General features: G+C 42.8%; 22 protein-coding genes. 17 read left to right on the forward strand and 5 right to left on the reverse strand.

Annotated features, from left to right (window positions below; all coding sequences use genetic code 11):
* Positions 1–132 precede the first annotated feature (132 nt).
* Complete coding sequence (gene aspA, locus MHH49_RS23090) at positions 133–1,557, forward strand: aspartate ammonia-lyase (protein ID WP_445667560.1); 1,425 nt, start codon at positions 133–135, stop codon at positions 1,555–1,557.
* A gap of 148 nt (positions 1,558–1,705) precedes the next feature.
* Here aspA and MHH49_RS23095 read toward each other — a convergent pair whose 3' ends face one another.
* A complete protein-coding gene (locus tag MHH49_RS23095) occupies positions 1,706–2,248 on the reverse strand; it encodes a MerR family transcriptional regulator (protein ID WP_076098933.1) in 543 nt (180 codons plus the stop codon).
* A gap of 213 nt (positions 2,249–2,461) precedes the next feature.
* Between MHH49_RS23095 and MHH49_RS23100 the strand changes: the two genes are divergently transcribed.
* The 5 genes from MHH49_RS23100 to ybaK all read left to right on the forward strand — a co-directional run bounded on the left by MHH49_RS23100 (position 2,462) and on the right by ybaK (position 5,331).
* Positions 2,462–3,082 (forward strand): bifunctional transcriptional activator/DNA repair enzyme AdaA, encoded by a 621-nt coding sequence (locus MHH49_RS23100; protein WP_076106295.1) that lies wholly within the window; start codon positions 2,462–2,464, stop codon positions 3,080–3,082.
* On the forward strand, positions 3,072–3,605 hold the full coding sequence (locus tag MHH49_RS23105) for a methylated-DNA--[protein]-cysteine S-methyltransferase (RefSeq protein WP_076316954.1): 534 nt from the start codon (positions 3,072–3,074) through the stop codon (positions 3,603–3,605). Before MHH49_RS23100 ends, MHH49_RS23105 begins: the two co-directional genes overlap by 11 nt.
* Positions 3,602–4,420 carry an SPL family radical SAM protein gene (locus tag MHH49_RS23110; RefSeq protein WP_076146483.1) on the forward strand — a complete coding sequence of 273 codons (819 nt, stop codon included), beginning with the start codon at positions 3,602–3,604 and terminating at the stop codon, positions 4,418–4,420. Before MHH49_RS23105 ends, MHH49_RS23110 begins: the two co-directional genes overlap by 4 nt.
* Before the next feature lie 85 nt (positions 4,421–4,505).
* On the forward strand, positions 4,506–4,757 hold the full coding sequence (locus MHH49_RS23115) for a YolD-like family protein (protein WP_036688306.1): 252 nt from the start codon (positions 4,506–4,508) through the stop codon (positions 4,755–4,757).
* A 100-nt stretch (positions 4,758–4,857) separates the two neighbouring features.
* The gene (gene ybaK, locus MHH49_RS23120) at positions 4,858–5,331 is read left to right on the forward strand and encodes a Cys-tRNA(Pro) deacylase (RefSeq protein WP_036688304.1); all 474 of its coding nucleotides are present in this window, start codon (positions 4,858–4,860) and stop codon (positions 5,329–5,331) included.
* Here ybaK and MHH49_RS23125 read toward each other — a convergent pair.
* From MHH49_RS23125 to MHH49_RS23135, 3 genes are all read right to left on the reverse strand, one after another.
* Entirely contained in the window at positions 5,320–6,072 is a 753-nt protein-coding gene (locus MHH49_RS23125) for a YdcF family protein (RefSeq protein ID WP_340891563.1), read from the reverse strand. The genes ybaK and MHH49_RS23125 overlap by 12 nt on opposite strands.
* A gap of 61 nt (positions 6,073–6,133) precedes the next feature.
* The gene (locus MHH49_RS23130) at positions 6,134–7,369 is read right to left on the reverse strand and encodes an MFS transporter (RefSeq protein WP_076106292.1); all 1,236 of its coding nucleotides are present in this window, start codon (positions 7,367–7,369) and stop codon (positions 6,134–6,136) included.
* A 156-nt stretch (positions 7,370–7,525) separates the two neighbouring features.
* Positions 7,526–8,008 (reverse strand): MarR family transcriptional regulator, encoded by a 483-nt coding sequence (locus MHH49_RS23135; RefSeq protein WP_076141887.1) that lies wholly within the window; start codon positions 8,006–8,008, stop codon positions 7,526–7,528.
* A 324-nt stretch (positions 8,009–8,332) separates the two neighbouring features.
* On the opposite strand from MHH49_RS23135, the gene MHH49_RS23140 reads away from it, so the two are divergent.
* The 5 genes from MHH49_RS23140 to MHH49_RS23160 all read left to right on the forward strand — a co-directional run bounded on the left by MHH49_RS23140 (position 8,333) and on the right by MHH49_RS23160 (position 15,160).
* Positions 8,333–9,934, forward strand: coding sequence for a response regulator (locus MHH49_RS23140; protein WP_076098939.1), 1,602 nt, complete (start codon positions 8,333–8,335; stop codon positions 9,932–9,934).
* A 32-nt stretch (positions 9,935–9,966) separates the two neighbouring features.
* Positions 9,967–11,748 (forward strand): cache domain-containing sensor histidine kinase, encoded by a 1,782-nt coding sequence (locus MHH49_RS23145; protein WP_076098940.1) that lies wholly within the window; start codon positions 9,967–9,969, stop codon positions 11,746–11,748.
* 202 nt (positions 11,749–11,950) lie between these two features.
* Entirely contained in the window at positions 11,951–13,300 is a 1,350-nt protein-coding gene (locus tag MHH49_RS23150) for an ABC transporter substrate-binding protein (RefSeq protein WP_036688291.1), read from the forward strand.
* A gap of 83 nt (positions 13,301–13,383) precedes the next feature.
* Complete coding sequence (locus tag MHH49_RS23155) at positions 13,384–14,322, forward strand: carbohydrate ABC transporter permease (RefSeq protein WP_340940446.1); 939 nt, start codon at positions 13,384–13,386, stop codon at positions 14,320–14,322.
* Position 14,323: 1 nt separating this feature from the next.
* Positions 14,324–15,160 carry a carbohydrate ABC transporter permease gene (locus MHH49_RS23160; protein ID WP_339825428.1) on the forward strand — a complete coding sequence of 279 codons (837 nt, stop codon included), beginning with the start codon at positions 14,324–14,326 and terminating at the stop codon, positions 15,158–15,160.
* A gap of 76 nt (positions 15,161–15,236) precedes the next feature.
* On the opposite strand, the gene MHH49_RS23165 is transcribed toward MHH49_RS23160, so the two are convergent.
* Positions 15,237–16,151, reverse strand: a complete 915-nt coding sequence (locus MHH49_RS23165; protein ID WP_038571818.1) for a helix-turn-helix domain-containing protein — start codon at positions 16,149–16,151, stop codon at positions 15,237–15,239.
* Between the two features lie 173 nt (positions 16,152–16,324).
* Between MHH49_RS23165 and MHH49_RS23170 the strand changes: the two genes are divergently transcribed.
* The 6 genes from MHH49_RS23170 to MHH49_RS23195 all read left to right on the forward strand — a co-directional run bounded on the left by MHH49_RS23170 (position 16,325) and on the right by MHH49_RS23195 (position 25,123).
* Positions 16,325–18,436: a glycoside hydrolase family 52 protein gene (locus MHH49_RS23170; protein WP_076146473.1), complete on the forward strand. Its 2,112-nt coding sequence runs from the start codon at positions 16,325–16,327 to the stop codon at positions 18,434–18,436.
* 221 nt (positions 18,437–18,657) lie between these two features.
* Entirely contained in the window at positions 18,658–19,695 is a 1,038-nt protein-coding gene (locus tag MHH49_RS23175) for an ROK family transcriptional regulator (RefSeq protein WP_076146471.1), read from the forward strand.
* Positions 19,696–19,705: 10 nt separating this feature from the next.
* The gene (locus MHH49_RS23180; RefSeq protein ID WP_076146469.1) at positions 19,706–20,908 is read left to right on the forward strand and encodes an MFS transporter; all 1,203 of its coding nucleotides are present in this window, start codon (positions 19,706–19,708) and stop codon (positions 20,906–20,908) included.
* A gap of 65 nt (positions 20,909–20,973) precedes the next feature.
* Complete coding sequence (locus MHH49_RS23185; protein ID WP_038571814.1) at positions 20,974–22,065, forward strand: glycosyltransferase; 1,092 nt, start codon at positions 20,974–20,976, stop codon at positions 22,063–22,065.
* Entirely contained in the window at positions 22,065–22,682 is a 618-nt protein-coding gene (locus MHH49_RS23190) for a glycerol-3-phosphate acyltransferase (protein WP_076141892.1), read from the forward strand. The genes MHH49_RS23185 and MHH49_RS23190 overlap by 1 nt, the downstream gene beginning before the upstream one ends.
* A 209-nt stretch (positions 22,683–22,891) precedes the next feature.
* Positions 22,892–25,123, forward strand: coding sequence for an AraC family transcriptional regulator (locus MHH49_RS23195; RefSeq protein WP_036688269.1), 2,232 nt, complete (start codon positions 22,892–22,894; stop codon positions 25,121–25,123).
* Positions 25,124–25,273: the final 150 nt, after the last annotated feature.

Raw genomic sequence — 25,273 nt, forward strand, 5'->3', positions numbered from 1 at the left:
TTAATTACATTAAACCCTATTTTTCTGAGAGACATTTGTCACAATAAAGGTTAATATCTAAGTGAGATAGAAATGATTGCGCTTACTTATTTTCTAATAAACCTAATCATAATGAATGCGAGGGATATAACAGTGATTGAAACTGAATTTCGTGTAGAAAATGACTTTCTAGGCAGTAAACAGGTAGATAAGAACGCTTATTATGGGATTCAGACACTACGCGCAGTCGAGAACTTTCCTATTACGGGCTATCGGGTTCACAAAGAGTTAATCAAAGCGATGGGGATTGTAAAAAAAGCCGCTGCGCTTGCAAATATGGAAGTTGGCCGTCTCTATCGAGGGCTTGGAGAAGTTGTAGTGAAAGCAGCAGAAGAAATCATCGAGGGTCAGTGGCATGAGCAATTTATTGTAGATCCTATTCAGGGTGGTGCGGGTACCTCGTTAAATATGAATGCGAATGAGGTTATTGCTAACCGTGCTTTAGAACTGCTTGGCCATGAAAAAGGAGACTATCGTCACTTAAGCCCCAATTCACATGTAAATATGGCGCAGTCTACAAATGATGCGTTCCCGACGGCAATTCATATTGCCACACTTTCACTGCTGGAGCAGCTGCTTGTAACGATGCACAGAATGCATGATGTGTTTGCGGTAAAAGCGGATGAATTCGATCCTGTGATAAAAATGGGTCGGACACATCTTCAAGATGCAGTGCCGATTCGTCTGGGTCAAGAATTCGAGGCTTATCGCAGAGTGCTGGAAAGAGATATCAAACGTATTGAACATACACGTCATCATCTGTATGAAGTCAATATGGGGGCAACAGCAGTAGGTACAGGATTAAATGCTGATCCTCGTTATATTGAATTGGTTGTAGAGCACTTAGCTGAGATCAGTGAATTGCCGCTCGTAACGGCAGATCATCTCGTCGATGCCACCCAAAATACGGACGCCTATACAGAAGTGTCTGCTGCCCTAAAAGTATGCATGATGAACATGTCCAAGATCGCTAATGATCTGCGGTTGATGGCCTCCGGTCCGCGGACTGGGTTTAATGAGATCTCATTGCCTGCACGCCAGCCTGGATCTTCAATTATGCCGGGCAAAGTTAATCCGGTTATGGCAGAGGTCATCAATCAGGTGGCTTTTCAAGTCATAGGGAACGATCATACGATCTGTCTGGCTTCCCAAGCGGGTCAACTGGAGCTGAATGTTATGGAGCCTGTGCTTGTGTTCAATCTCATTCAGTCCATCAGCATCATGAACAATTCCTTCCAAGTCTTCACAGACTTCTGTCTGGCTGGGATTGAAGCCAATAAGGAAAAGCTTGAGCGGGATGTGGAGCTGAGTGTCGGAATCATTACGGCTGTGAACCCGCATCTGGGGTATGAAGTGGTATCGCGGATCGCTAGAGAGGCGATTTTGACTGGGGAATCTGTACGGGAATTGTGCATTAAATATAATGTACTAACCGAAGAAGAGCTTAATCTGATTCTGGACCCTTACGAAATGACACATCCGGGAATTGCAGGAGCAGCTTTATTGCATAAAGAGTAGAATGTTCCGGAGGATCGAGCTTTTTGCTAGGAAAAAGCAAACCCCCGCCACCGTTTAGGGTGACAGGGGGAGATCCTAAATATGTTTATACTTATATGAATCTACTTCGCGATTGTCTGAAGTAGGTTCTTTTTTTTACATTTCAGGCTTAAAAGAAAAATAAAGAACGTAATAGACCGCGTTTTCTTGGCGGAGCCGTTAGCCTGGTAGTGGCAGTGGACTGGGAATTTTCATAAGAGGTGAGCGGTTTGCCGTTAGACACTTGCAACGGTTCTATGGATGCCGCTATTTGCTTGATCATTATTCGTAGATCCTCAAGCTCCTCACGCTGCTGTAGCAGTTGTATCAATACTACTTCGTCGGCTTTTTGATCGAGTGCACGTTCAACATTGTTGATGCGAGACAAGATATCCTTCATAGGCTCAGCATCTGTGTGCTGTAGTGGATTTTCCTGTTGTGATGTGGCAATTTGCTGCTCATTCGTGAGTGTGAGTTGTATACATTCCAAGGCTTCTCCGTGATTAATACGGTCTTTAATATGATTGAGCAGGCCGATTTGCTGCTCTGAGAACACATAATGGCCAAATCGGTCTTTTGGAAAAAAATCAGGGAACATGGCAGCCCAACGTTTAATTGTGGTTATACTAACTGACATCAGCTCTGCGGCATCTTTTGTTTTTAGAATATCCATTTCGATTCCTCCAGTTCACGTAGTCATGTTATGAGTAATATTCGTTGTCCAGCAGCGGCTCCCTGCACGGTTGACAAAGGTAGTGCGTATTCGCTAAACAAAGTGTAATTACGAGCAATCTCACTCTTTTGAATTTCACTATCTTGCTTTTCCATTCCAAATTGAGTACAGATGAGCCTGCTCAGGGGTATAATTGCATTAGAGGTGAAGGCGATGAACAGGATTGAAGATGAGGAACAAATGACTGAGGAGCAATGGCAGGCTATTTTGCAAAACGATGTTGCTTATAACGACATATTTTTTTATGCGGTGAAGACTACAGGAATTTTTTGTCGACCCTCCTGCAAATCCAAAGCACCCAATCGGGAGAATGCGTGTATTTTTCAGAATGCTGAACAAGCACTGGCAGCCGGATTTCGTCCTTGTAAAAGATGTAAACCGACAGGTGAGCGTCTTCCTGATAAGGAATGGGTAGCTTTGATGACTGAATACATTGATCATAATTATATGGCCCCCCTCACCCTTGAAACGTTAGCTGAGGTATGTCATGGCAGTCCTTATCATTTACATCGAACCTTTAAGAAAGTAAAGGGAATCACTCCTGTGGATTATATACAGCAAAAGAGAATCGCTAAGGCATCTGAGTATTTGCTTACTACAGAGCAGGCAGTTGCTGAGATTGCATTACGCGTGGGTCTGCCCAATACGTCATATTTTATTACTTTATATAAGAAAAAAACGGGGTATACGCCTACACAGTTTCGTCAGCTTAACAAACAGAAAGTAACGTTGGCTTCTGATTTTATTTTGGAGGGACCGAATCATGGAGAATAAAACAAATGCTATTCTATACTGGACATTATTAACCGATAAGGACTGGAGTTTTTATATTGCTGCCACAGAGAATGGGTTAAGTTATGTGGGTTCGCAGCAGCAACCCTTTGAGGAATTAAGTGAATGGGTTAGACGTCGTTTTCCGGGGAGTGAACTGGTGCAGGACGATGAGAAGATGGCGCCTTATGTGAGGGAGCTTAGTGAATATTTGCAAGGGAACCGGCAGAGCTTCGGCATTCCTTTTGATTATCAGGGTACTCCTTTTCAGCTTGCGGTATGGAAGGCGTTATGTGAAATTCCATATGGGCAAACCTGGTCCTATTCGGATATTGCCACACATATACAAAAACCAGCTGCGGTGCGCGCGGTAGGGACTGCCATTGGTGCGAATCCGATTCTGATTACGGTGCCCTGCCACCGGGTTATTGGTAAGAATGGGACATTAACAGGATACCGGGGTGGTTTGGATATGAAGACCAAGCTACTTCAATTGGAGAGAGGAGAGTATACAGCAGATATATGAAAATAGAGTCCAATTACACCTCCCCAAAAACCTTGCTGAATAAAGGAACAGGTTATCTGTCAGGCTACAGTCATTCCTTAAATCCATATACGGGCTGCACTTATGGCTGTTCCTATTGTTATGTACGCCAGATGCCTGTCTCGCTGTTCCGCAAAGAGGAGTGGGGGACGTGGGTAGATGTTAAACAAGAAGCGGCTGTGATTTTACAAAAAGAACTGCACAAAGCGAAGGCGAAAGGCCCCGTCTCTATTTTTATGTCGTCAAGTACAGATCCCTATCAACCGGTAGAGCACAAGGAACAGGTGACGAGATCTTTACTGGAGGTTATGGTACAAGACCCGCCCGATTTCCTATTCGTGCAGACCCGTAGTCCGCTGGTTCGCAGAGATATAGATTTATTATTACGTTTAGAGGATAAGGTTCGAGTAAGTATAACTGTAGAAACAGACCGTGAAGATATTCGGCAAAAATTCACACCAAGCGCTCCACCCATTGCGGCAAGACTGAAGACGTTACAGCTTCTGCGTGAAGCTGGCATCCCTGTTCAAGCTACTATAGCGCCAGTACTGCCAAGCAGTCCAGCTTTTCCAGCGACCTTAAGGGCTTTGGTGGATAGAGTCTGTGTGGATGACTATTTTATGGGCGACGGCAGCGGCGGCAAACGCACACGGAGATTAGGGATTTATTCCCTATATGAAGAGCTGCAACTGGAAGATTGGTATGATCCTGCAGCCTATCGCAGAGTGTATGAAGGACTTCAGCAAGTTTTTTCCGAAGAGGAGCTATTCTTGAGCCAGAAGGGGTTCGAGCCTTAATCTGAAACATGGTATAATAAATGAGAGCATTCATACTTAGTATTTAATATACTTAATATCCGTAATAGCTTATTGGAGGATTAGTGTGGCAAAAGCAAAGGTGGCCAAGCGGCCCACAAGAGATGAATTTGTGCTTGAGGAGTTAGGTAATCAGTTAGTTGAAGCTAAGCAAGAAGGTTCTGAGATTTTATTGACCGTATGGGGAAAAGAAGAAGAGGTACGCGGCATGATCGTGGAAATGGATTCGCGAACCGGGAAAGTACACCTCAGTAACCATGAAGAAATCATAAAAGTTCCTTTTATGGATATCATGCAGGTTAATTATCCCAGAGATTAATGGGCACGGCAGCAACAGGAGGTCCTGAAAGCTATATTAGCTTTGGGGCCTCTTTGATCATAAAGTTAAGGAATAGAGGATATTGAAAGGTAGGTCAACAATGCAAGTAACCAAAACCAACGCAATGCGAATGCTGGATGCCAAAAAAATCGGCTATAAAGTGTTCGCTTATGACAATGAAGATGGACTCATCCATGGCACGGCTGTGGCTGAGAAGATTGGAAAGGCGGCAGAGACGGTTTTTAAAACGTTGGTCGCTCATAGCGGTGCGAATCTTTATGTATTTGTAATCCCGGTTGCCGAAGAGCTGGATCTCAAAAAGGCGGCCAAAGCCGCCGGAGAGAAAAAAATTGAGATGCTGCCAGTGAAGGATCTGCAGAAATGGACAGGCTATATCCGCGGTGGTTGTTCACCTGTTGGAATGAAAAAGCTGTACCCCACGTTCATTGACAGCAGTGCAGAAGGGCTGGACACGATGGCTGTCAGCGCTGGGAAGATTGGCCAGCAAATGGACGTAGCCCCACAGTTACTCGCTGAGGTTGTGCATGCGAAGTTTACAGAACTAATCAAATAGCCGAGCAGCAAGCTGGCCTAAATATTCCTTCAATGCTAACCCTGTTGTGGAGATCGCTCCTGGGGAGGGACTGAACTTGGCGGGCTGCAGTGCAATATCAGCGCTGGCGATATAATCCGTAGGATAGGCTTGCGCTGTTAGCCCCGCATTCTTAAAGTGCAACATCGCTCGGGACATATGAAAACCTGAAGTAACTAGTATAGGTTTTTTAAGTCCGGTTTGTTGCAGGATGGCTGCGGTATTTACAGCGTTTTGCTTCGTGTTGAGGGATTGATTCTCGATCAGGATATCCTCTTCGGGTATGCCGAGACCCAGTAGTTGTCTTTGCGCGATATCCGCTTCATTACCACTGTCGGAGAATACTTGTCCGCCAGAAAATAAGATTGGCAGACCTGTCTGCCGATGGAGGCGAACAGCAGTAAGCAGGCGATTTGCTGCTGATCCGTATAAATTGCCCTCGCCATCTATATCCGGTGTACCAGAGCTGGCGCCCCCGCCGAGTACGACGATGACATCTCCTTGCAAAGTATTCGGCTGCGGATATTTCCGTTCTAGACTGCCGATCAGCGCATCGCTGACTAAGGGTGTCATGGAGAAATACATTAATAGTGTAACCCCGAGTAGAACTAGTGCTGGCCGGCGGTTTTTTTTCCATAACCAAATGACTAGACCTAGCAGAAGCACGATAAACAGGCCGGGAGGAAGCACAAAGCTGTATACAAATTTGATGATGTAAATCAACAGTATCAACCGCCTTCTAAAAATATAAGTTCAGGTTGTATTGTAACATGAGATTGCAAGATTACATATTTACACGCGTATCCTTATACAAAACGGATATTGCCGCAGCTATCAGGATCATCCCCATAAAAGCGGGTGCGGCATGACCAAGTGATACATAAATTTGACCTCCAATGACAGGTCCAATCATTCTGGCTAAAGCCTGAATAGATTGGCTACCTCCTTGAATCCTTCCTTGTTCACTAGAATCGACAGACTTGGAGAGCATCCCATTGAATGAAGGCCCAAAAATCGAATCCCCAAAACCAAATATAAACATTCCAGCGATAAAAAGCGGATAGTATGAGAACAAAGCAGATAGCGCAATGAGACTGTAGCCTATAATCTCCGAAACCATTCCAAGAATTGCTATCTGTTTATCACTAAGTTTCAGCAAAAGCTTAGGCATGATGAAACCCTGTGAAAGGATGTCTTGGAAGCCCATAATTGAAAACATCAGTCCGATTAGTGCAGGCTTCCAGCTGAAAGTATCCATTGTGAATTGTGAAAAAACAGCCTGTAAAGATCCGTTGGGTATCCAAAGTAAGAATGCTGAGACCAGTAGCCTTTTTAAGTTTTTTATGGACAATATGCTTGCAAGCTGTGTAAATGGATTCAGTCTTACCAAGGTAATTTCTTTCAGTCTATTGTTCTTGTCAAGGCTCTCAGGCATAAAAAAGAATCCGTAAACAACATTTAATAAAGTTATTATTGCTCCAAAATACATAGGTACAGAATAACCAAACTTGGCAAGTAATCCGCCTAGCGTTGGACCAATGACGGTGCCTACACCTACAACCGCACTCACCCAGCCAAAGTATTTGGTTCTCTGTTCTGGAGGAATGATGTCAGCAAAAAAGGCGAAGATAGTACCTATGCTTCCGCCGGTTATACCTTCTATTATGCGTCCAACAAAGAGAACCCATAACGCTCCTCCTATCCCAAAAACTAAGTATCCAATTGCAGAACCCAAAAGGCATACCAAAAGTAATGGACGACGCCCATATTTGTCGCTCAAAGCTCCAAGTGCAGGGGCTGCAAAAAATACGCAGACTGCATAAACAGAGGTTAGCAGCGTGACAACTATAGCCTGTTCTCCCGGATTACTTATATAAGGCTGCACTAAAAAGGGGACAACGGGCATGATGATACTGAAGCCTATTCCGCACAGAAACACAGAGATCAAACCGAAGATTAGAGCGTGTTTATCTACGGATTGTTCTGTGTTCTGTTCATTATGTGATCTGAATTTGAACATTAAATTCTCTCCTCAAAAGTTGATGTTTTGATTCCTTGGAAACAAATTTGGTACATCACCATTTTTATCACGGCTTTGTTTCCGTGTCAACAAAATATTGAACATAAAAATGCAGCCTTACTCATAAGAGCCCGGCTGCATGGAGTTTCATTTTCATTATTCGAATTTATTCGGATTAAAATCTATACCCTGTTTCTTTATTTCTGCATCCAAATGTCTACTATACTTTTCTACGAAGCTAAGCATACTTTCAAATTGCTCCTCAGTTACCTGCTCAAATACGGCTTTATCCCGCTCTTGGAACTCTTTGTGCAAGTCCTCATGGACGTTATAAATTACTTTCCCTTGCTCAGTAAGCCTAAAATAGATTTCTTTTTTGTTATCCGATTTTTGGTAGCTTTCGATGAGGCCCTTTTGGATGAGCTTCTTAGTTAATTTACTTATGGCACCGCGAGTCATATAAAAGGACTCTGCAAGTTTTGTGACGTTGGAATCTGCATTTTTTTCAATGTATTCGATGCAATGTACTTCAGAAGGTTTATAACCCTTAAGACTGTCTTCCATCTTATCCTTATTAAGCCAAACCATCTTGTTATATACGTCCCTGAAACCCATCATGACCTGTTCTTCTTTATTCATGGCCTGTCCTCCCAGCGCTCTTACATTAACAAATTATATTGATTTTTTGTTTCTATTTCAACAATATTAAAGTAGAGGATAGTTTGTTTTATTGAACTTTAGATAAAAATAAAAGGTGAGCAGTAACGGCGGAAGTCCAAACATTCCCCGCAGTTACGCCCGCCACCTTTTTAAGCTTAAATAAATTAATCTTAAGAAACTGCGGTTTCTTCTTAAGAAAGTTCATCCGCTTGAAGCTGCACCAAAGATTGTTTGTCTGTTATCATAAGATTAAGATGATTGGACAGCTGTGGGATGATTTCTCGAAGGTAGGAGGACTGCATAATGAAGAGTATCCGGGTACTGCTCGCAGATGATGAACCGGTGATTTTGCGAGGCCTAAAAAAACTGATTTCATGGGAGAAGCTTGGACTGACCATTGTTGGAGAGGCCAGTGATGGAATAGAGCTGAAACAACAGATCGAGGATTGTGATCCTGATCTGATTATTAGTGATATAAGCATGCCAGGATATACAGGGATTGATATCATCCGCGAGATTCATGAAGCTGGCAGAGCGGTGAAGGTTATTTTTATAAGCGCTTATCAAGAGTTTACGTATGCCCGTCAAGCACTGCAATATGGTGCGCTGGATTATTTGGTGAAGCCCGTGAACAAAAACCAGCTGGAACAGGTTGTGAGCAAAGCCGTTTCCCTTATTCGTCAAGAAACAGAAGGCGAGCGCAACAAAGAGAAGCTAAACCATTATGAACAGAGAAACCGCAGATTAACGATCGAAGAATTGCTCGACAAGCTGACGGACGGCAATAAGGGGACAGCAGACACCTTGCTTGATATGGGGATTATTGCGCTAAGTCGCTACGTCAGTATCTGTTTGGTAGAGACGGACGAATCGTCGGGGCAGCCTTCCAGATGGGAAGAACGCGAACGTAAGCTGATTGATTTTGCACTGTCTAACATTATTAAAGAAACCGTGGAGCAAAGCGATAATAGTTATATGTTCCGTAAAGGGGAACGTTTTTGTATCCTGCTTCAGCATGAGCATGCTGAGGAACCAGCGGGAATTGCCTTAGATCTCCATGACAAAATCACAAGTTTTCTGAAATTAAAGGTGACCCTTGGAGTAGGCAATCCTGTTGACGGTATGGATGATGCTGATGAATCTTATCGTCAAGCTTTGAAAGCGCTAAATTATAAATATTTTACAGGGCCTAATCGTGTGATTTCTGTTAAAGAGAGCAGGTATGAGAGTGAATCATTGATTCAAACTCCGCTGCATGAAATCCAGTCCGCCCTTGGGATTGCCATGAAATCACAACATAAAGAACAAATTGAGCAGGAGTGCCTGCGATTATTTCAGACGATCCGGCAGATGGCAGACGGAAATAGAAACCAAGCCGTTTCTACCGTATACAATACATTTTTGCAGCTTGAACAGGAGCTTATTCAATTTGGTGTGGAGGCAGGTCCATCACTTCAGGATACAAATCCGATTCTTGAACGATTGGCTAATTATTCTACCTTTCAAGAGGTGGAGGAAGATTTCCGTGTGCTTTTGAGCAAAATGTCTGGACAAATTGCCAGTCGCATGGGCAATAAGGAACTGAAGCAGCTTTCCCAGGTGAAGGCTTATATTGAGGAGCATTATCCAGAAAATATTACACTGGAATCTATGGCAGGGATGATGTTTATGAATTCCTATTATTTCAGCAGCTTTTTCAAAAAACATACCGGACAGAACTTTAAGAATTATGTCACTGAGGTGAGGATGAATCATGCCCTTCGTTTATTGTTGCAAAGCGATATGATGGTTTATGAGATTGCCGATAGTGTAGGCTACAACAATGCCCGGCATTTTAGCGATATGTTTAAGAAGAAATATGGCAAGCTGCCACAAGAATATAAGCAATCCTTCAAAAGCCAATAGTCAGATGGATAGCAAAGGGGATACCTTCATTCATGTTTATCTGGGGCCGAAGATCCAAAAGTATATTTGTTAAATTCTCCGCTTCCTTTTTATTAGTCGGCCTAATTCCGCTTTTTGCACTTAGCTACATTTCTGTGCAGACTTTTTCCGGATATGTCGAGCGTTACACAACAAGTAATTTGCAGCAAATGGTACTATATATGAGCTATAATCTGAATTCTGCCTTCAATCAGTACAATGAGGTCTCTAAGCTGATGTATACGGGACGATATGAAGGTTTTATCGAGAGTTATTCACAGAATCAAACCTATAATGTAAATGAGCTGGAGCAGATCAATACGATTCCTATTGAAACCTTTCTAAAAACAGTTCTCTACAGTGATTCCTACATCACCAGTGTTTATTTTCATAGGGAGTCAGACGATAAGCTCTACTATCAGGAAAAAGAAAACAGAGGGGTCAACTTTGATCTGCTGCCTTATCAAGAGTGGTTAACTAAAATGGCTCCAAATCCTTCACAAGTGGCAATTTTCCCTACCCATTCCGAAGAATATTACACAGGTTCAAAGCGCAGTGTGTTCACTATCGGCCGTACTTTAATTGATATTTCTGGGCGTGTCACCAAAGATCCCAAGATAGTAGGGACCTTATTTATGGACGTGGATGTTTCGTTATTTAATCAGTTCTTCAGAGAATTAAATCTGGGGGGACAGGATGAATTATTTCTGCTGGATGGCGACGGAAATGTATATTTCACGAATGAGACAAGGTCAGCGAATGGAGAGGCTTTTCGGGCTAAAAAGGACGAGGAGATGATCGTTCTCAGTGAAGAGATTCCTTTTCTTAAAGGCACGGTGACTGCCAGAATTCATCGGGCGAATTTATTCGATCAGCTTTTTTCAGCCCGTACGACGGTGTTTATAGCGATGTTTATTTGTGCGATTGCAATGATCATCATGGGCGTCTGGTTCTCAAGGCGGCTGGCTGCTCCGATTCGGAACTTAATTAAGCAAATGGCTATCGTAGAATCCGGTAATTTGGATACCCAGATGGTCGTGAACAGCAATGATGAAATGGGTAGACTTAGCCATGGTTTTAACCGAATGGTCGAGCGTTTACAAGCCTATATCGATGAAGCTTACGTTGCCCAGATCAAGCAGAAGCAAACGGAGTTAAATGCTCTGAAAAGCCAGATTCGTCCGCATTATTTATACAACACCCTGGAAGTCATTCGAATGAATGCGGTGGATAAAGATAATGATGAGGTCGCAGATATGATTTTATCGCTCTCTAACCAGTTGAAATATGTAATCGACTATGGAGAGGATAGGGTAAGCATACGACAGGAGCTGGAGCATCTACGGGATTATTTCTATATTATCTCTGTGCGGTATGAGAATAAATTTGAGCTTGTAGTCGATCTCTCACCCGAAGTGGATCTGAACTGGTACATTCTGAAATTGTCACTTCAGCCGATAGTTGAAAATGCTATCCAGCATGGCTTGCGCAGTCAAGGCAGAGGGACAGTTGGATTGACGATCGAAAAGAAAGATGAAATGTTGTTGGTTACGATCTATGATGATGGAATCGGTATGAGCAAGGAAAAGGTACAGCAGTTGGCTGAAACCTTGGAAGAGCCTAGTTCGCCTAGCAAAAATGTTGGACTAAAAAATGTACATGAACGAATTCGTACAGTGTACGGTGCAGAATACGGATTATCCATCAGCAGCCGGGAGCATATTGGGACATCGATTCTATTGTTGCTTCCGATTGTAGAGGACCCTTATAAAATCTCAGATTCGGAGAATGCGTAAAGGATGGACGATGAACGGAAGACTGCGGTCTTCCGTTCTTTTTTTACTTATTCTTAAATTCACCGCATATCCCGCTTAAAAAAGTTCATTCTAACTATTTATAAGGAATGCTATTCTATTAGCAACGGAAACGCTTTCGAGAGATGATGCGCACATCTTGCTTCAGTTTCCACGGTTCACTAAAAGGGGAGGCTATTATGATATGTACAAAAAAACAATGATGAAACTATCCGTATTGTTACTCGCCACTACAACAGTTTTGACTGCTTGCGGTGGAAATAATAATAATGCAGGGAGTAAGGCAACCGATACGCCAGCATCCGAAACGCCTTCAAATACACCGCAAGAGACCAAAAAAGAGGTTAGCTTTACGATAGGTTACGCCTCCGGAGATCCGGCCACCAAAAAAGCAATCTCAGATACGGTCAAAAAGTTTACAGCAGCTAATCCGAATGTCACTATTAAAGATTTGAGCGAAACTTCATCCGCTGCCTATCTTGATTGGCTTAAAACAAAGGATGCTGTGGGTGAATTCCCGGACCTGGTGGAAATGCGTGATACAGAAGTTTTTGCCGATGCGGGTAAGATTGTAGAGCTGCCTTCCGATCTGCTAGATTTGTTCGAAGCCCCACCACAAGTGGATGGTAAGGTGTGGAACGCACCGCTGCAAGTGAACGCTCCCCAAGGGATTATCTACAGCAAAAAAGCATATGCGGATGCAGGGATCACCGAGCTTCCAAAAACCTATGACGAATTCATCGCCATCCAAGAGAAATTGAAAACATCGGGCATTACTCCGATTGTAGTAGGTGGAAAAGATATTTTCCATATGGGTTTCTGGGTTAACAAATTCCTGATTGATGAGGTCTACTCGAAAGATGCAGATTGGAATTCCAAACGTACCGCTAAAACGGTCAGCTTCACAGATGCTAATGTAGTTCAAGGCATAACGGACTTCAAAGAATTGTTCAAGAATTATGTAGATAAAGGTTGGCTCAGCACGGGCGACAATCAGACCGCTTCGATTCTTGTTTCTGGCAAAGCAGCACAATTGTACTCCGGTACGTGGATGTTTACACAAATCGCTGAAGCGGACCCGAACTTTGAATTTGGCTTCTATGCTCTTCCTGACCGTGAAGGGAAAATCAATGTCATAGGTCTTCCGTCACCTGCAGGCTGGTCTTTATCGGCTGAAGCCGCTAAGGATGCAGACAAAACAGAAGCCATCAAAGACTTTATCCGTTTCTTCTTCGCCCCAGAACAGTATTCGAACTATTTAGCAACCATAAATGCGATTCCTTCAACAAAAGAGAAAGTAACCTATGACACAAGTGAACAAATGCAAGTGGCTTTGGATCTTATTGCTGACCCGAATGTAGTGAAATCCTTGGCGATCAATAACTGGTGGGGAGACAATCTAATCCCTCCACAGTTCCGTAACTGGTACTACAAACTGTTGCAGGATCTCGTGGTAAAAGATGGAGATGTAGCGAAGTACATGAAAGATGCGGATACAGAGTATGACAACCAAGTGAAAGCTAATCAGATGTAAGAGCAGCGCCTGATCGAGCAACCTCTGCTGCTGCAGAGGTTCTCTTTTTAACAAGCGCGGTCTTTAAGGGAGGGAGAGTAGCCATGGCTACATCCGCAGTAAATGCTGACAAGTCATTGATAGGCACTGAGCAGCAGAAAAAGAAAAAGAAAAAATGGCAGTCCTACGCTCTGCTGTTCATATTGCCATCATTTATTTTGTACACCTTGTTCGTTATCGTCCCTACGGTAGGGAGTGTCTATTTAAGCTTCACCTCATGGGATGGCATTAGCGACAACGCAAGGTATATCGGCTTCGCTAACTTTGTGGAAATTTGGAATAGTCCAAGGGTGCATAACGCACTGAAAAATACGATGATCATGACCATTTCACTTGTTGTTCTAGAGAATATTGCAGCAATTGCAATGGCTATGATGGTCGATAAGGTACGCTGGTTCCGGAATTTATTCAGAAGTGTATTTTATTTCCCTACGTTGCTTAGTGGGATCGTAATGGGTTTCGTTTGGGCGATGATCCTGAATTACAACTTTGGTGTATTTAATCAGATCCTGGAGTCTGTTGGACTCGGAAGCTGGATTGTGGATTGGTTGGGCAATCCTAAATATGCGATGCTGTCGATTATTTTGTCTACCGTTTGGAAAGGCGCGGGTTATTATATGATCATTTACCTCGCTGGATTGCAAGGCATTCCGCAGGAATTAAATGAGGCGGCCAGTATTGATGGGGCAGGGGGCTGGCAACAGTTCCGGCATATTACCTTTCCGCTGCTTGCGGGGTCAATGACTGTATGTATGGTATTATCCATGATCAGCGCCTTGAAGATTTTTGATCAGATTGCCGTCATGACCGATGGTGGTCCGGGCTTTGAGACGGAGACATTAACTTATATTATTTATAAAGTCGGGTTTGGTGAATTAAGACAAGGTTTTGGTACTGCACTGGCGATGGTCTTGTTCTTAATCATACTCATCATTACAGTCTTCCAAGTGAAGGTTCTCCAGAAGCGGGAGGTGCAGCTCTAAGATGACGATGCAGACACGCAAAAGAGTTGGGCAAATCGCACTTTTCATTGTTACATTATTAGTGGCTATTATCTTTTTCTTTCCTATTTTCTTTAATTTAATGTCAGCCTTCAAGAGTAATGCAGAGATTATGAAGGATGCAATCGCTTTTCCGAAAACCCTTTATCTGGACAGCTTTAAATATCTGTTAACCGAAACAGAGTTTCCACGGGCTATTCTGAATAGTCTGATTTTGACAGCAGTTTCTATTGCGGCACAGGTCTTGATTATTCCGATGGCGGGCTACGCAATTGAACGCAGAAATGCCAGATGGACTCGGTTCATGTTCGTTTACTTTTTAGCAGGAATGATGATCCCTTTTCAGGCGTATATGATTCCTCTGTTTAAAGAGCTTAGAATGCTGGGGTTATACGGCAGCCTTGCCGGTCCAATTCTAATTTATGTAGCCGGTGCGGTGGGCTTTGGATGCCTGCTGTATACAAGCTTTGTCAAAGGCATTCCTAGAGAAATTGAAGAAGCGGCGGAGATCGACGGATGTTCTCGTTATGGGATATTCTGGAAAATTGTTTTCCCGCTGCTAGGACCCGTCACAGCCAGTATGGTGGTCTTAAACGGACTTGGAATCTGGAATGATTTCCTGATGCCGATGCTGGTATTGCCTTCAGGACAGGCTAAAACTATGGTCGTGGAAATTTACCGTTATATCGGAGAATTCTCCTCACGTTGGGATATGATTTTTGCAGGAACAGCAATGTCGGTTGTACCTGTGCTGATTGTGTTTATCGCCTTGCAGAAGTATTTTGTTAAGGGGATTGCGTCTGGTGCAACGAAGGGTTAATTCATAAAAGGGATATATCCTGTAACCACTTAGTGGGCTGCGGGGTACATCCCTTTTTTTGTAAGCGAAACAATCACTAAAGCGTATTTGGATTCGCGGTTAAACGGCGGTAGCCCATTGGCGGGAGACCTGTCCAGCGTTTGAATTGCTTGCTGAAATGGGACACATCCCGATACCCCAGCCGGTGGGCGACCGATTCGACAGATAGGTTATTATCCATTAGCAGCAGTTTGGCGTGACGAATGATCAAGCGGGATAAATATTGTCTTGGCGACATGCCATAAATTTGGTGGAAAACACGATTGCAGTGAGTTGTACTGTATCCAAGCTTTGCCGCAATGTGCTCAATACCGCCGCCTCTTTCGCCTGTGCTTGCAGCGGTGGAGACAGATTCTTGCAGCAGTCCTTCGATCGCGTTAGCTAGAGCGACGGTATTTTCCGTAGCCTCTGTATCTGTCAGAAGGGGCATTTCCGAAAGTACCCAGCCGCTGAGCGCGGTTAGAAGTTGCAGCGAAGCATGCAATGTAATCAGACGATTTCTGTGTGTGTCCTTTGACTCTGACAGAATGGAAGAATTAATGATCACATCTAGAGCGGAACGAATGGCTCGCAGCTCCGGGGTATTCCCACTTAGACTAACAGCGTCTGCTGTTAATAATGCTCGCCGTAAAATCAGATCATCAATATCAAAATGCAGGCAGTAATAAGTCATGTCACGACTAGCATTCGAACCGAGGCTGCTATGTTCTACACCGGGACGAATGAATAAAATATCACCGCTTTGCTGGATAAAAGATTTATTGCCGACCGTCATATGTTGCTCACCCTGCAGTACAACGTTAATCTCAAACATGGGATGAGTGTGTACGGGATATTGCCAATCCGGATTTACTTTTCTCCAATGCGCGGCGAAGATATGGAAAGCCGCTTGAATGTCTGGAGCCATCTGGCCATCAATAGAATTATGAAAAGCGGGATCATTCGAGATCATTTCAATCCTCTTTTACTGTAAAGTTTGGCTTCATTATAACATAGGTTTTTGTTGATGTTTGATTTGCCCAAATAATAGAAGGCTTTAACCCTGTTGCACTTCCGGAAAGATCGATAACATGGAGATATAGCCCGGTAGTATCCGGGACCATGCTGGAAGGAGTGTTATTATTAATGTCGCATAATCAATTTTTTAATGCCCATCATTCACCGATCGGTGCATTTGCGAGTTTCACTTTAGGATTCAAAGGAGCTAGTGGAGGTTTCGATCTGGAGATTGGAAAACCACCTAGACAAAATATATTCATAGGATTAGAACGTGCTGATGGGAAGGGATATGACACACTGCCATTTCATGAGATCGGAGGAGAGGACGAGAGCAAACGCTATGATATCGAGAATCCGGATCCTAATCCTGACAAGGAGAATATTCTGTTCCCTTTTCAAGAGCGTGAGATTTCTAGAGATTTTCATGTAGCCACAGACGGCTGGAGTGCGGGTGATTTGACCTTCCGGATTCTGTCCCCCGTTCGTTCTGTACCCGATCCAGAAACTGCCTCTATAGAAGAAATGAAGGATGTACTGCTGCCTGCAGTGCTGGTTGAACTCGAAGTGGACAACACCTCATCCGCAACCTCGCGCCGTGCATTCTTTGGTTTTCAGGGAACAGATGTGTATAGCGGAATGAGAAGACTGGATGATGTATCATCGGAGATTACTGGCGTTGGCCAAGGAAGATTTATTGCAATTGCTGCGGAAAAAGGAACTGCAAAGTCCGCACTGCACTTCACAATGGAGGATATTCTAACGGAGGAGCTGCAGGAGAATTGGACCTTTGGGCTGGGACGAGTCGGTGCTTTGCTCATGGATGTTCCAGCCAGAGTAAAAGAAACTTACCGCTTTGCTATCTGTTTTCACCGTTCAGGTTATGTCACCTCAGGAATTGATGCTTCCTATTATTATAATCATTTTTTCAACAATATAGAGGCAGTGGCTGCATATGCATTAGCTAGATTTGATATCCTTAAGCAAGAAGCGGAGCAAGCTAACGATAGATTTACTCATGATGACCTATCCGCAGATCAAACCTTTATGTTAGCGCATGCGATACGTAGTTATTATGGCTCCACACAATTGCTGGACTACAAGAATAAGCCATTTTGGATCGTCAACGAAGGCGAATACCGGATGATGAATACCTTTGATCTTACCGTCGATCAGTTATTTTATGAGCTGCGTTTGAATCCTTGGACTGTACGTAATGAACTGGATATGTTCGTGGAAAGATTCAGCTACGAAGATACGGTGCGTTTCCCGGGTGAGGATACAGAGTATCCAGGTGGAATTAGCTTCACACATGATATGGGTGTAGCCAACGTAGTTTCACGTCCGGGATATTCTGCTTATGAGGTCTATGGCATTGATGGTTGTTTCTCACATATGACACATGAACAATTGGTTAACTGGGTGCTGAGTGCAGCAACTTATGTAGAGCATACAGGCGACCGGGGCTGGATGGAACGTAATCTCAGTATTATGGAGAAATGCCTGAATAGCATGGTAAATCGCGATCATCCAGATCCTGAACAAAGAAATGGTGTCATGGGGCTTGATAGCTCACGTACGATGGGCGGAGCAGAAATTACTACGTATGACAGTCTGGATGTGTCTTTAGGTCAGGCTCGTAACAATATTTATCTGGCAGGAAAATGCTGGGCTGCTTACTTGGCTATGGAGAAAATATTTGCAGAGCATGGGCGTGCGGAACAGTCCAAAACAGCAGGTGATCAGGCTGAAAAATGCGCCGCAACAATGGTGGCAAGTGTTACAGCAGACGGGTATATTCCGGCTGTCATTGGAGAAGGCAATGACTCTAAGATCATTCCGGCTATCGAAGGTCTTGTGTTCCCTTACTTTACAGGCTGCAAAGAAGCTCTTGATCGTAATGGACGGTTCGCCGCCTATATTGGCGCACTCGACAAGCATCTGCATGCGGTGTTACAGCCGGGAGTATGCTTATTCGAAGACGGAGGCTGGAAAATCTCCTCAACTAGCAACAATAGCTGGCTCAGCAAAATCTATCTCTCCCAGTTCATCGCCCGCAGCATTCTGGGATTGGAATGGGAGGAACGGGGAGCGGCAGCGGATCGTGCTCACGTAGCTTGGCTTACCCATCCGGAGTTGTCGATTTGGAGCTGGAGCGATCAGATTATTTCCGGTGAGATCACGGGCAGTAAATATTATCCGCGTGGCGTTACAGCGATTTTGTGGTTAGATGAGAAATAAGAGTAGATAGTTTCAATAAGTAGAAACGGAATATGCAAAAATACTAAGAGGGGGCTACCCCTCTTTTTTGCTGTGTCGACGCTCCCTCCTTGATTCAATCTACCCCCTACTGAAGGGTCTTCATTCAAGAATTAACTTGTCGATAGATCTAATTGCTGCTATAGTCATACTGACTTATTAAATGCGTTTAATAAGTCAGTATGACTATAGGTGGGAGAGCCATGGCGAGTGAGAAACGACTTCCTTCACTGCAAATGAAATCTGAAATTATCCGAAATATTCGAACAGCATTATTAGAACTAGGAAAAGCAACGAAGGCAGAGTTAAGCCATAAATTACAATATAGTTTCCCGACGATAAGTAAATTTCTAATGCAGATGGAAGAGGCAGGGGAAATAACGATCAGCGGTCTGGATGAGTCAAGTGGTGGAAGAAGGGCAATAAGATATGCCTACAATCCGAATTATCGGTTAGGTATGGCTATTTTTTTGGAAAAAAATGAAACGAATTATACCATCTATAATTGCATTGGTGAGGTAATCAAAGAAGGGAGTTTGCCCAGTATTCTTGAGGAAGATGTTAGTAAACTGGTCACGCTTATTGAAGATGAAAAAAAGGCCAATCCTAAAATCCATTCTGTGGCTATTGGAGTTCCAGGTGCGGTGAATCATGGGCAGATTTTTCTGATTCCGGGTTATGAGAAATATCAGAATTTAGATTTGAGAAAACACATAGAAGATCAACTATCCATTCCGACAATCGTGGAAAATGATATGAATGCGGCTGTAATCGGCTATATGACGCAACGAAATTTGAAAGAGAATACTTCTCTAATGTATCTGTATTTAGGGAAAAATGGTCCGGGAGCTGGGATCGCGGTCAATGGTGAAATTGTGCGAGGAAAGACGTTTTTTTCAGGGGAAGTTCAATTCTTGCCCCAGTATGACAATAGAAATTTCATAGAGGCATTAACTGGAGATCCTGGTGGATCAAATATGCAATCGAATCAAAGCGTGGATGCGATTAGTCGATTAGTGGCTACTATGACTTCTATTTTGAATCCGCATTATATTATTTTTTGTGAGGATGAATTAGCTCCAGCTATGCTTAATCAAATCGCTGAGCGAAGTGCCACATACGTTCCGAAGGAGCATCTTCCTGCGTTAGCGGTGAGTAACTTGAAGCGTGATTATCTGAATGGATTACAAAGTCTTGGATTAGGATTATTAGTTTCACAACAAATAGATGAGAACAATTAAGGAGATAACTATGGCAACTTTTTTTCTTATTATTATTTATTTAGCCTTTATTAGTTTAGGCTTGCCAGATTCATTGCTTGGATCCGCTTGGCCAGTGATGAGAATGGACTTAAATGCTTCATTAGGTACGGCTGGAATTCTTTCGATGGTCATTGCAGTAGGCACAATAGTGTCCAGTTTGATGAGTGGCATTATCCTTAAACGTTTTGGTACGGGGAAAGTGACTCTTGTTAGCTGCATCATGACTGCTGTAGCGTTGCTTGGTTTTGCATGGTCACCTTCGTTAGTGTGGTTAATTGTTGCTGCGATTTCACTCGGTTTAGGTGCGGGATCTGTAGATGCCGGATTAAATAGTTATGTTGCTACGCACTATAAAGCCCATCATATGAGTTGGTTACATTGTTTCTGGGGAGTGGGCGCCACGCTGGGTCCTATTATTATGGGCTCTTTTATCTCTGGTGAAGGTCTATGGCGGCAAGGTTATCTTACGGTTGCTTACATACAATTGAGCTTAGTCATTATTCTATTCGTTACACTGCCTTTATGGGATAGAGTGGCTGGGAGTAATAACCACCCGAATGCTGAAAGTGATCCCGAGTTCAATCATCCGGAGCTAGAGCATGCCGGAGAGAACACAAAACCTTGGAAATTAAGAGGGGTGAAGCTAGCGATGTTAACCTTTTTATTTTATTCTGCCATAGAAACGAGTATGGGGTTATGGGGGAGCAGCTTTCTTGTAAACATTAAAGATATTCCTGCATCAACTGCAGCGACATGGGTATCTTTTTTTTATCTAGGGATTACTTTTGGTAGAATGGTGACGGGTTTCATTACTTTTAAAATGAGTAATAAACAGCTTATTCGATATGGTCAACTCATTGCTTTAATCGGTACGGTGCTGTTAGTATTGCCGCTTCCAACTATAGTTTCACTTGTAGGATTTATGATTATAGGTTTAGGGTTAGCCCCCATTTTTCCGTGTATGCTACATGAAACCCCTGTACGATTCGGGAAGAGACATGCTCAGTCAATTATGGGCTTTCAGATGGCAACAGCTTATACCGGCACCACGCTGATGCCGCCTTTTATCGGCTTATTAGCTTCGAAATTCACGCTGGGTATTTTTCCTGCGATGATCGTTTTTTTTGCCATCGTTATGCTCTTGTGTACAGAAAAGCTTAATCATTACTCAGCAAAAGTAAATGTCGGTTAAATTTGAATTGAATATATTACGGACTAACCCTTCATATATATAGCTATAGGAGGGGGGAGCTGTACATGTGGTTGTTAATTATTATAGGTGTTGGATGTCTCTCCGGTTTTATATTGTTTAGAAAGAATATATTGGCCGCTGATCAAGAATATTTTCAAGGACCGGAGAAATTGTCCATCATCATCCCCGCAAGGAATGAAGAATATAATTTGCGTTTTCTGCTCGACTCACTCCAGCTCCAAACCATTACCCCCTATGAAATTATTGTTGTGGATGACTTCTCGGAGGATCGGACCAAGGAAATTGCTGAAAGCTATGGAGTTAAGGTTATTGCAAATAGCAGTCTCCCTGAGGGATGGACGGGCAAGAGCTGGGCAGTATGGAATGGATATTTGCAAGCCTCGGGCGATATTTTTGCTTTTCTGGATGCAGATATCCGGTTAAAGCCTAACGCTCTGGCCTCATTATTAAAAGCAAGGGAGCTATCGAAAGGTGTCATTTCGGTAGTTCCTTTTCATCATACAGAAAAGCTGTTTGAGAAACTTGCCTTAATTATGAATATGCTGGGGATCTTCACATTCACATCTATTTTTGAAAAGAATAACGCCAAAAAAGGATTATACGGTTCGTGTATTCTAGCTTTAAGGCAGGATTATGAAAAGGTTAATGGCCATCAAAGCATTAAATCTGAAGTGCTGGATGATTTGTCTTTAGGAGAGAAGTTTATCGCGGCAGGTGTTCCCATTAGGAATTTTATCGGTTATGGCTTAGTATCTTTTCGTATGTATCCGAAGGGGATAAAAAGTGAAATTGAAGGCTTCAGTAAAGGGGCTGTCTTAAGCACCTCAACGTTAAGCCCGCGGACGATTATTCCAATTGCACTTTGGGTGGTCGGGCTCATCATCTCAGAAACTGTGTTTATTTTTGCGAATACTTCTTGGGGATTGCCGTTACTTTTTGGTTATCTCCTTTATATGTTCCAGCTCTTTTATTTTATTAAATATGTAGGGGTTTTTGGCATCGTCATTCCAGTATTTCACGTGGTTGCTACTCTTTTCTTTATCTTGATTATGCTTTATTCGATATATCAGGTCGTTTTTCTGAGGCATGTAAGCTGGAAAGGAAGGCATATCCAGGTGGGAGGCCATAGGGACTAATGATCATATTGTGGGTCGCGGGTTTATTTTTGTCGGGATCTCTTATGTTTTCCTATTGGCTTGGGCTGGCGCGTAAAAAGAATTTAAAGGTCATAGGCGACGGTAATCCGGGGGCTTTGAATCTCTGGAAGTCATCTGGGTATAAATTCGGAATTTTTGGGGTGTTGTTGGATTTTTTAAAAGGATATCTGCCTCTTTTATGGGTAATGGGAAGCCATTATAGTCAGGGTTATTTCATTATTCCGCTTGCCTTAGCTCCTATTGCCGGTCATGCCTTCTCTCCATTTCTTAAAGGAAAAGGAGGGAAGGCGATTGCCGTAACCTTTGGGGTATGGAGTGCATTGACAGGATTCAAAGCCTCTTTAGCGTTAGCGGTCATCCTGGCAGTGTTGAAAGTGCTCGGCAGCGGGTACAAAAGCAGAGGAAATTCACCTGTCTCGGATGGTGTGCAAGTGGTTAGCGGAATGCTGCTCCTTTTTGTCTATTTGTGCATCAGTAAGTGGTCTGCTCCTATCCTATGGGTATGGCTTGGGAGCTTTGTAATCCTTGTGTATACGCACAGGTTAGAATGGATTGCATGGGTGAAGGAATATTTAAAAAGGGAGCGGGGGCATTGAAGTTACTTTTATCTCGTATAGGTTAATAAACAGGTTTCCAGCGATTAATTTCGGGGAAGCCTGTTTTTTTCGGTTTTATAAAGATGCGTTATCTTTAAACAGAAGATTTTATAATGGCTAAAGTTGGTGCATTTTAGTATCTTTAATTATAAATGCTTTCAATTTAGAAAGTTACAGAGATAGGGTTATGAACTAAAGGGGGGCTTGTGATGAAGATCGGCGGCAGACTAAGAAATGGAGGCACATTGTTTACCCATCTGATTTTTTCATTCACATTATTAGCCGTTGTTTTAATCGGACTTGTGGGCAGTTATCTGTATGTTCAGGCTAATCGCTTAATGGTGGATGAGATTGCCAGAGACAGCAAGCAACGACTGATGACTTCAAGTGATTTTGTGGAAAATACACTGCTGCAAAAATACGAAAACAGTATCCGCAACCGAGCAGTGTCTACCTTGTCGTTAGAGAATCAATCTATGCTGAATTATTTACTGGACAGTGAATGGGAAGGTAATACGAGCAGAATATTAGCTTTTCGCAAGGATCTCGAAATTTTCAAGCTTACTAATGAAGGCGTTTACAAAATATCCACATACTTCGAGAAAGGTAATTATATCATCGATAACAGCCAGTTTTATTCGAAGCTGGACAATTCTCCAGATGCTTCCTTCTTAAAAACATCAGTTACACCAGCCTTAAACCGCTGGACTTATAGAACGTTATCGGATAAAGAAGAGGTGTTGACTTACGCAATCGCCCTTCCCTATGGCGCTTTATCAAAAACATCAACCGGAACCATGTATATTGACGTTAGCTTAGAATACATCAATAAAATGATTTCCAGCACGATGAGCTCGCCGATGGAAAAGCTATATGCTTTTGATGAAAAGGGCAGCCCTATTATCCATACGGGCTCGAACGTCGAAGAGGGGCTTAAGACTGCTAAGCAATGGATGGAGTCAGCGGGGAATAATAAGGAAATTCATTATAATAAACGCGACAAATATGTGTTGTCTTTTAAAAATGACCAAACCTCGAATAATCAATGGAAATACGTATTAATACGGCCTATGAATTCATTTGTATCCTCATCAAAGCAGCTGAAGAGTCAAATATTTATCAGCTGTATCCTGGTATTGTTAATTGGGCTTCTATTCGCTTATTTGATCTCCAAACGTGTATATGTTCCTATGAAGAAGCTTGTAAACAATGTTCGCAGCTTTTATCATCCAGGCACCGTAAACTATTCGCAAAATGAGTTTGCTATTATTGGTAGTACAATCTCAAAGCTAGGTCAAAAAATCGAAACCTTAGAATCTAAAGCTAAAGTGAATGAACTAAAAAATCTGGTATTAGGTGCAGGTGTTGGCTCGGATTACTACGACTATTTACCTTTGCAATGTTATTACATGACTAGCTATATTCGTATAACCAAGGGAGATTGCGAGGAATTCAGGGCTTTTTATGAACAGCATGCTGCCTATAGCTTTTATAAATTCGTCAGCTTGAATACGCAGGAAGCGGCGATTATCTATTTCAGTGAGTTGAACAAGGATCCCGAAGAGCTGGAGCTTTTATTATTGAAGGAGCTGGAGCTTATAAAAAATGGGTTACCCGAGCAACTACACTTTGGAGCAGCGCTTGGATCGAAGGTTCAGGCACCTGAAGAAATCCCCTTTTCGTATCAAAATGCCTTACATGCCTATCGTTATCGGTTTATCTATGGTTCGGAAGCTATTGTGCGGTATTCGCATATCCCGCTCAACGATGTTACGCCACACTTATTCTCTTTTGATCTTTATAAAAATGCATTAAAGGCAGGCAATGACGTTACGATGAACAGGTTTATGGACGATTTCCAGAGGGTCCTGGAGAAAGGTGATGTCCAATTGGAGACGGTTGAGTTAGGCTTGCTTCAGTTGGTTACGGTTCTGTATCAGACCATTATTGAGCTTGATCTGCAACAAATCGTTTCGCCTTCCAGTCTGTTCGATGAGTTCAAAAAGGAAACGTTGGCCGAAACACTTGATTCCATTCGTGATTTATCAGCACAAATTACAGCTTATATTCAAGAGTCAGGTAATCACGCACATACGGAGATCATTCATAAATTAAAAATCTTTATCGATGATAATATTCAAGAGGATTTATCGCTAAATAAATTATCTGAGGTTGCTTCGTTGGCGCCATCGTATATTTCTACCTTGTTCGGAACCGTTATGAATGAATCATTCACTGAATATGTAACCCGAGTGCGGTTGGAGAAGGCGGCTGATTTATTAAGAGAAAAAAAGCAGCTGTCCGTGGCTGAGATTTCTGCTCAGGTGGGTTATCGTAACCCGCAATATTTTCACAACAAATTCAAAACACGTTACGGAGTTACACCGGTCCAGTATAGGAATGCAGGCAATGCAAACCATTCGAGCCATTCAAGTGCATAATTCTCCAATCCATGTGGAAAAGGCAATCGTCTCGCGATTGTCTTTTCTTTTGTTTGAAAAATTATAGCCCCAATACGAAGATAATCTACTGATTTTAATGAATTTACAATAGAAAAAGCGCTTACAATGCCCTAACGTAAGGGGTGTTCA

The organism is Paenibacillus sp. FSL F4-0122 (genome assembly GCF_038002845.1).
Classification (GTDB): Bacteria; Bacillota; Bacilli; order Paenibacillales; family Paenibacillaceae; genus Paenibacillus_AQ; species Paenibacillus_AQ odorifer.

Excerpts from the sequence above, each read along its gene's own strand:
- MHH49_RS23160 (WP_339825428.1), top strand. The coding sequence starts at position 14,324 with ATGACGATGCAGACACGCAAAAGAGTTGGGCAAATCGCACTTTTCATT.
- MHH49_RS23110 (WP_076146483.1), top strand. The coding sequence starts at position 3,602 with ATGAAAATAGAGTCCAATTACACCTCCCCAAAAACCTTGCTGAATAAA.
- MHH49_RS23100 (WP_076106295.1), top strand. The coding sequence starts at position 2,462 with ATGAACAGGATTGAAGATGAGGAACAAATGACTGAGGAGCAATGGCAG.
- MHH49_RS23135 (WP_076141887.1), bottom strand. The coding sequence starts at position 8,008 with ATGAATAAAGAAGAACAGGTCATGATGGGTTTCAGGGACGTATATAAC.
- MHH49_RS23170 (WP_076146473.1), top strand. The coding sequence starts at position 16,325 with ATGTCGCATAATCAATTTTTTAATGCCCATCATTCACCGATCGGTGCA.
- MHH49_RS23150 (WP_036688291.1), top strand. The coding sequence starts at position 11,951 with ATGTACAAAAAAACAATGATGAAACTATCCGTATTGTTACTCGCCACT.
- MHH49_RS23195 (WP_036688269.1), top strand. The coding sequence starts at position 22,892 with ATGAAGATCGGCGGCAGACTAAGAAATGGAGGCACATTGTTTACCCAT.
- ybaK (WP_036688304.1), top strand. The coding sequence starts at position 4,858 with ATGCAAGTAACCAAAACCAACGCAATGCGAATGCTGGATGCCAAAAAA.
- MHH49_RS23130 (WP_076106292.1), bottom strand. The coding sequence starts at position 7,369 with ATGTTCAAATTCAGATCACATAATGAACAGAACACAGAACAATCCGTA.
- MHH49_RS23180 (WP_076146469.1), top strand. The coding sequence starts at position 19,706 with ATGGCAACTTTTTTTCTTATTATTATTTATTTAGCCTTTATTAGTTTA.
- MHH49_RS23140 (WP_076098939.1), top strand. The coding sequence starts at position 8,333 with ATGAAGAGTATCCGGGTACTGCTCGCAGATGATGAACCGGTGATTTTG.
- MHH49_RS23185 (WP_038571814.1), top strand. The coding sequence starts at position 20,974 with ATGTGGTTGTTAATTATTATAGGTGTTGGATGTCTCTCCGGTTTTATA.
- MHH49_RS23190 (WP_076141892.1), top strand. The coding sequence starts at position 22,065 with ATGATCATATTGTGGGTCGCGGGTTTATTTTTGTCGGGATCTCTTATG.
- MHH49_RS23145 (WP_076098940.1), top strand. The coding sequence starts at position 9,967 with ATGTTTATCTGGGGCCGAAGATCCAAAAGTATATTTGTTAAATTCTCC.
- MHH49_RS23105 (WP_076316954.1), top strand. The coding sequence starts at position 3,072 with ATGGAGAATAAAACAAATGCTATTCTATACTGGACATTATTAACCGAT.
- MHH49_RS23165 (WP_038571818.1), bottom strand. The coding sequence starts at position 16,151 with ATGATCTCGAATGATCCCGCTTTTCATAATTCTATTGATGGCCAGATG.
- MHH49_RS23155 (WP_340940446.1), top strand. The coding sequence starts at position 13,384 with ATGGCTACATCCGCAGTAAATGCTGACAAGTCATTGATAGGCACTGAG.
- MHH49_RS23175 (WP_076146471.1), top strand. The coding sequence starts at position 18,658 with ATGGCGAGTGAGAAACGACTTCCTTCACTGCAAATGAAATCTGAAATT.
- MHH49_RS23095 (WP_076098933.1), bottom strand. The coding sequence starts at position 2,248 with ATGGATATTCTAAAAACAAAAGATGCCGCAGAGCTGATGTCAGTTAGT.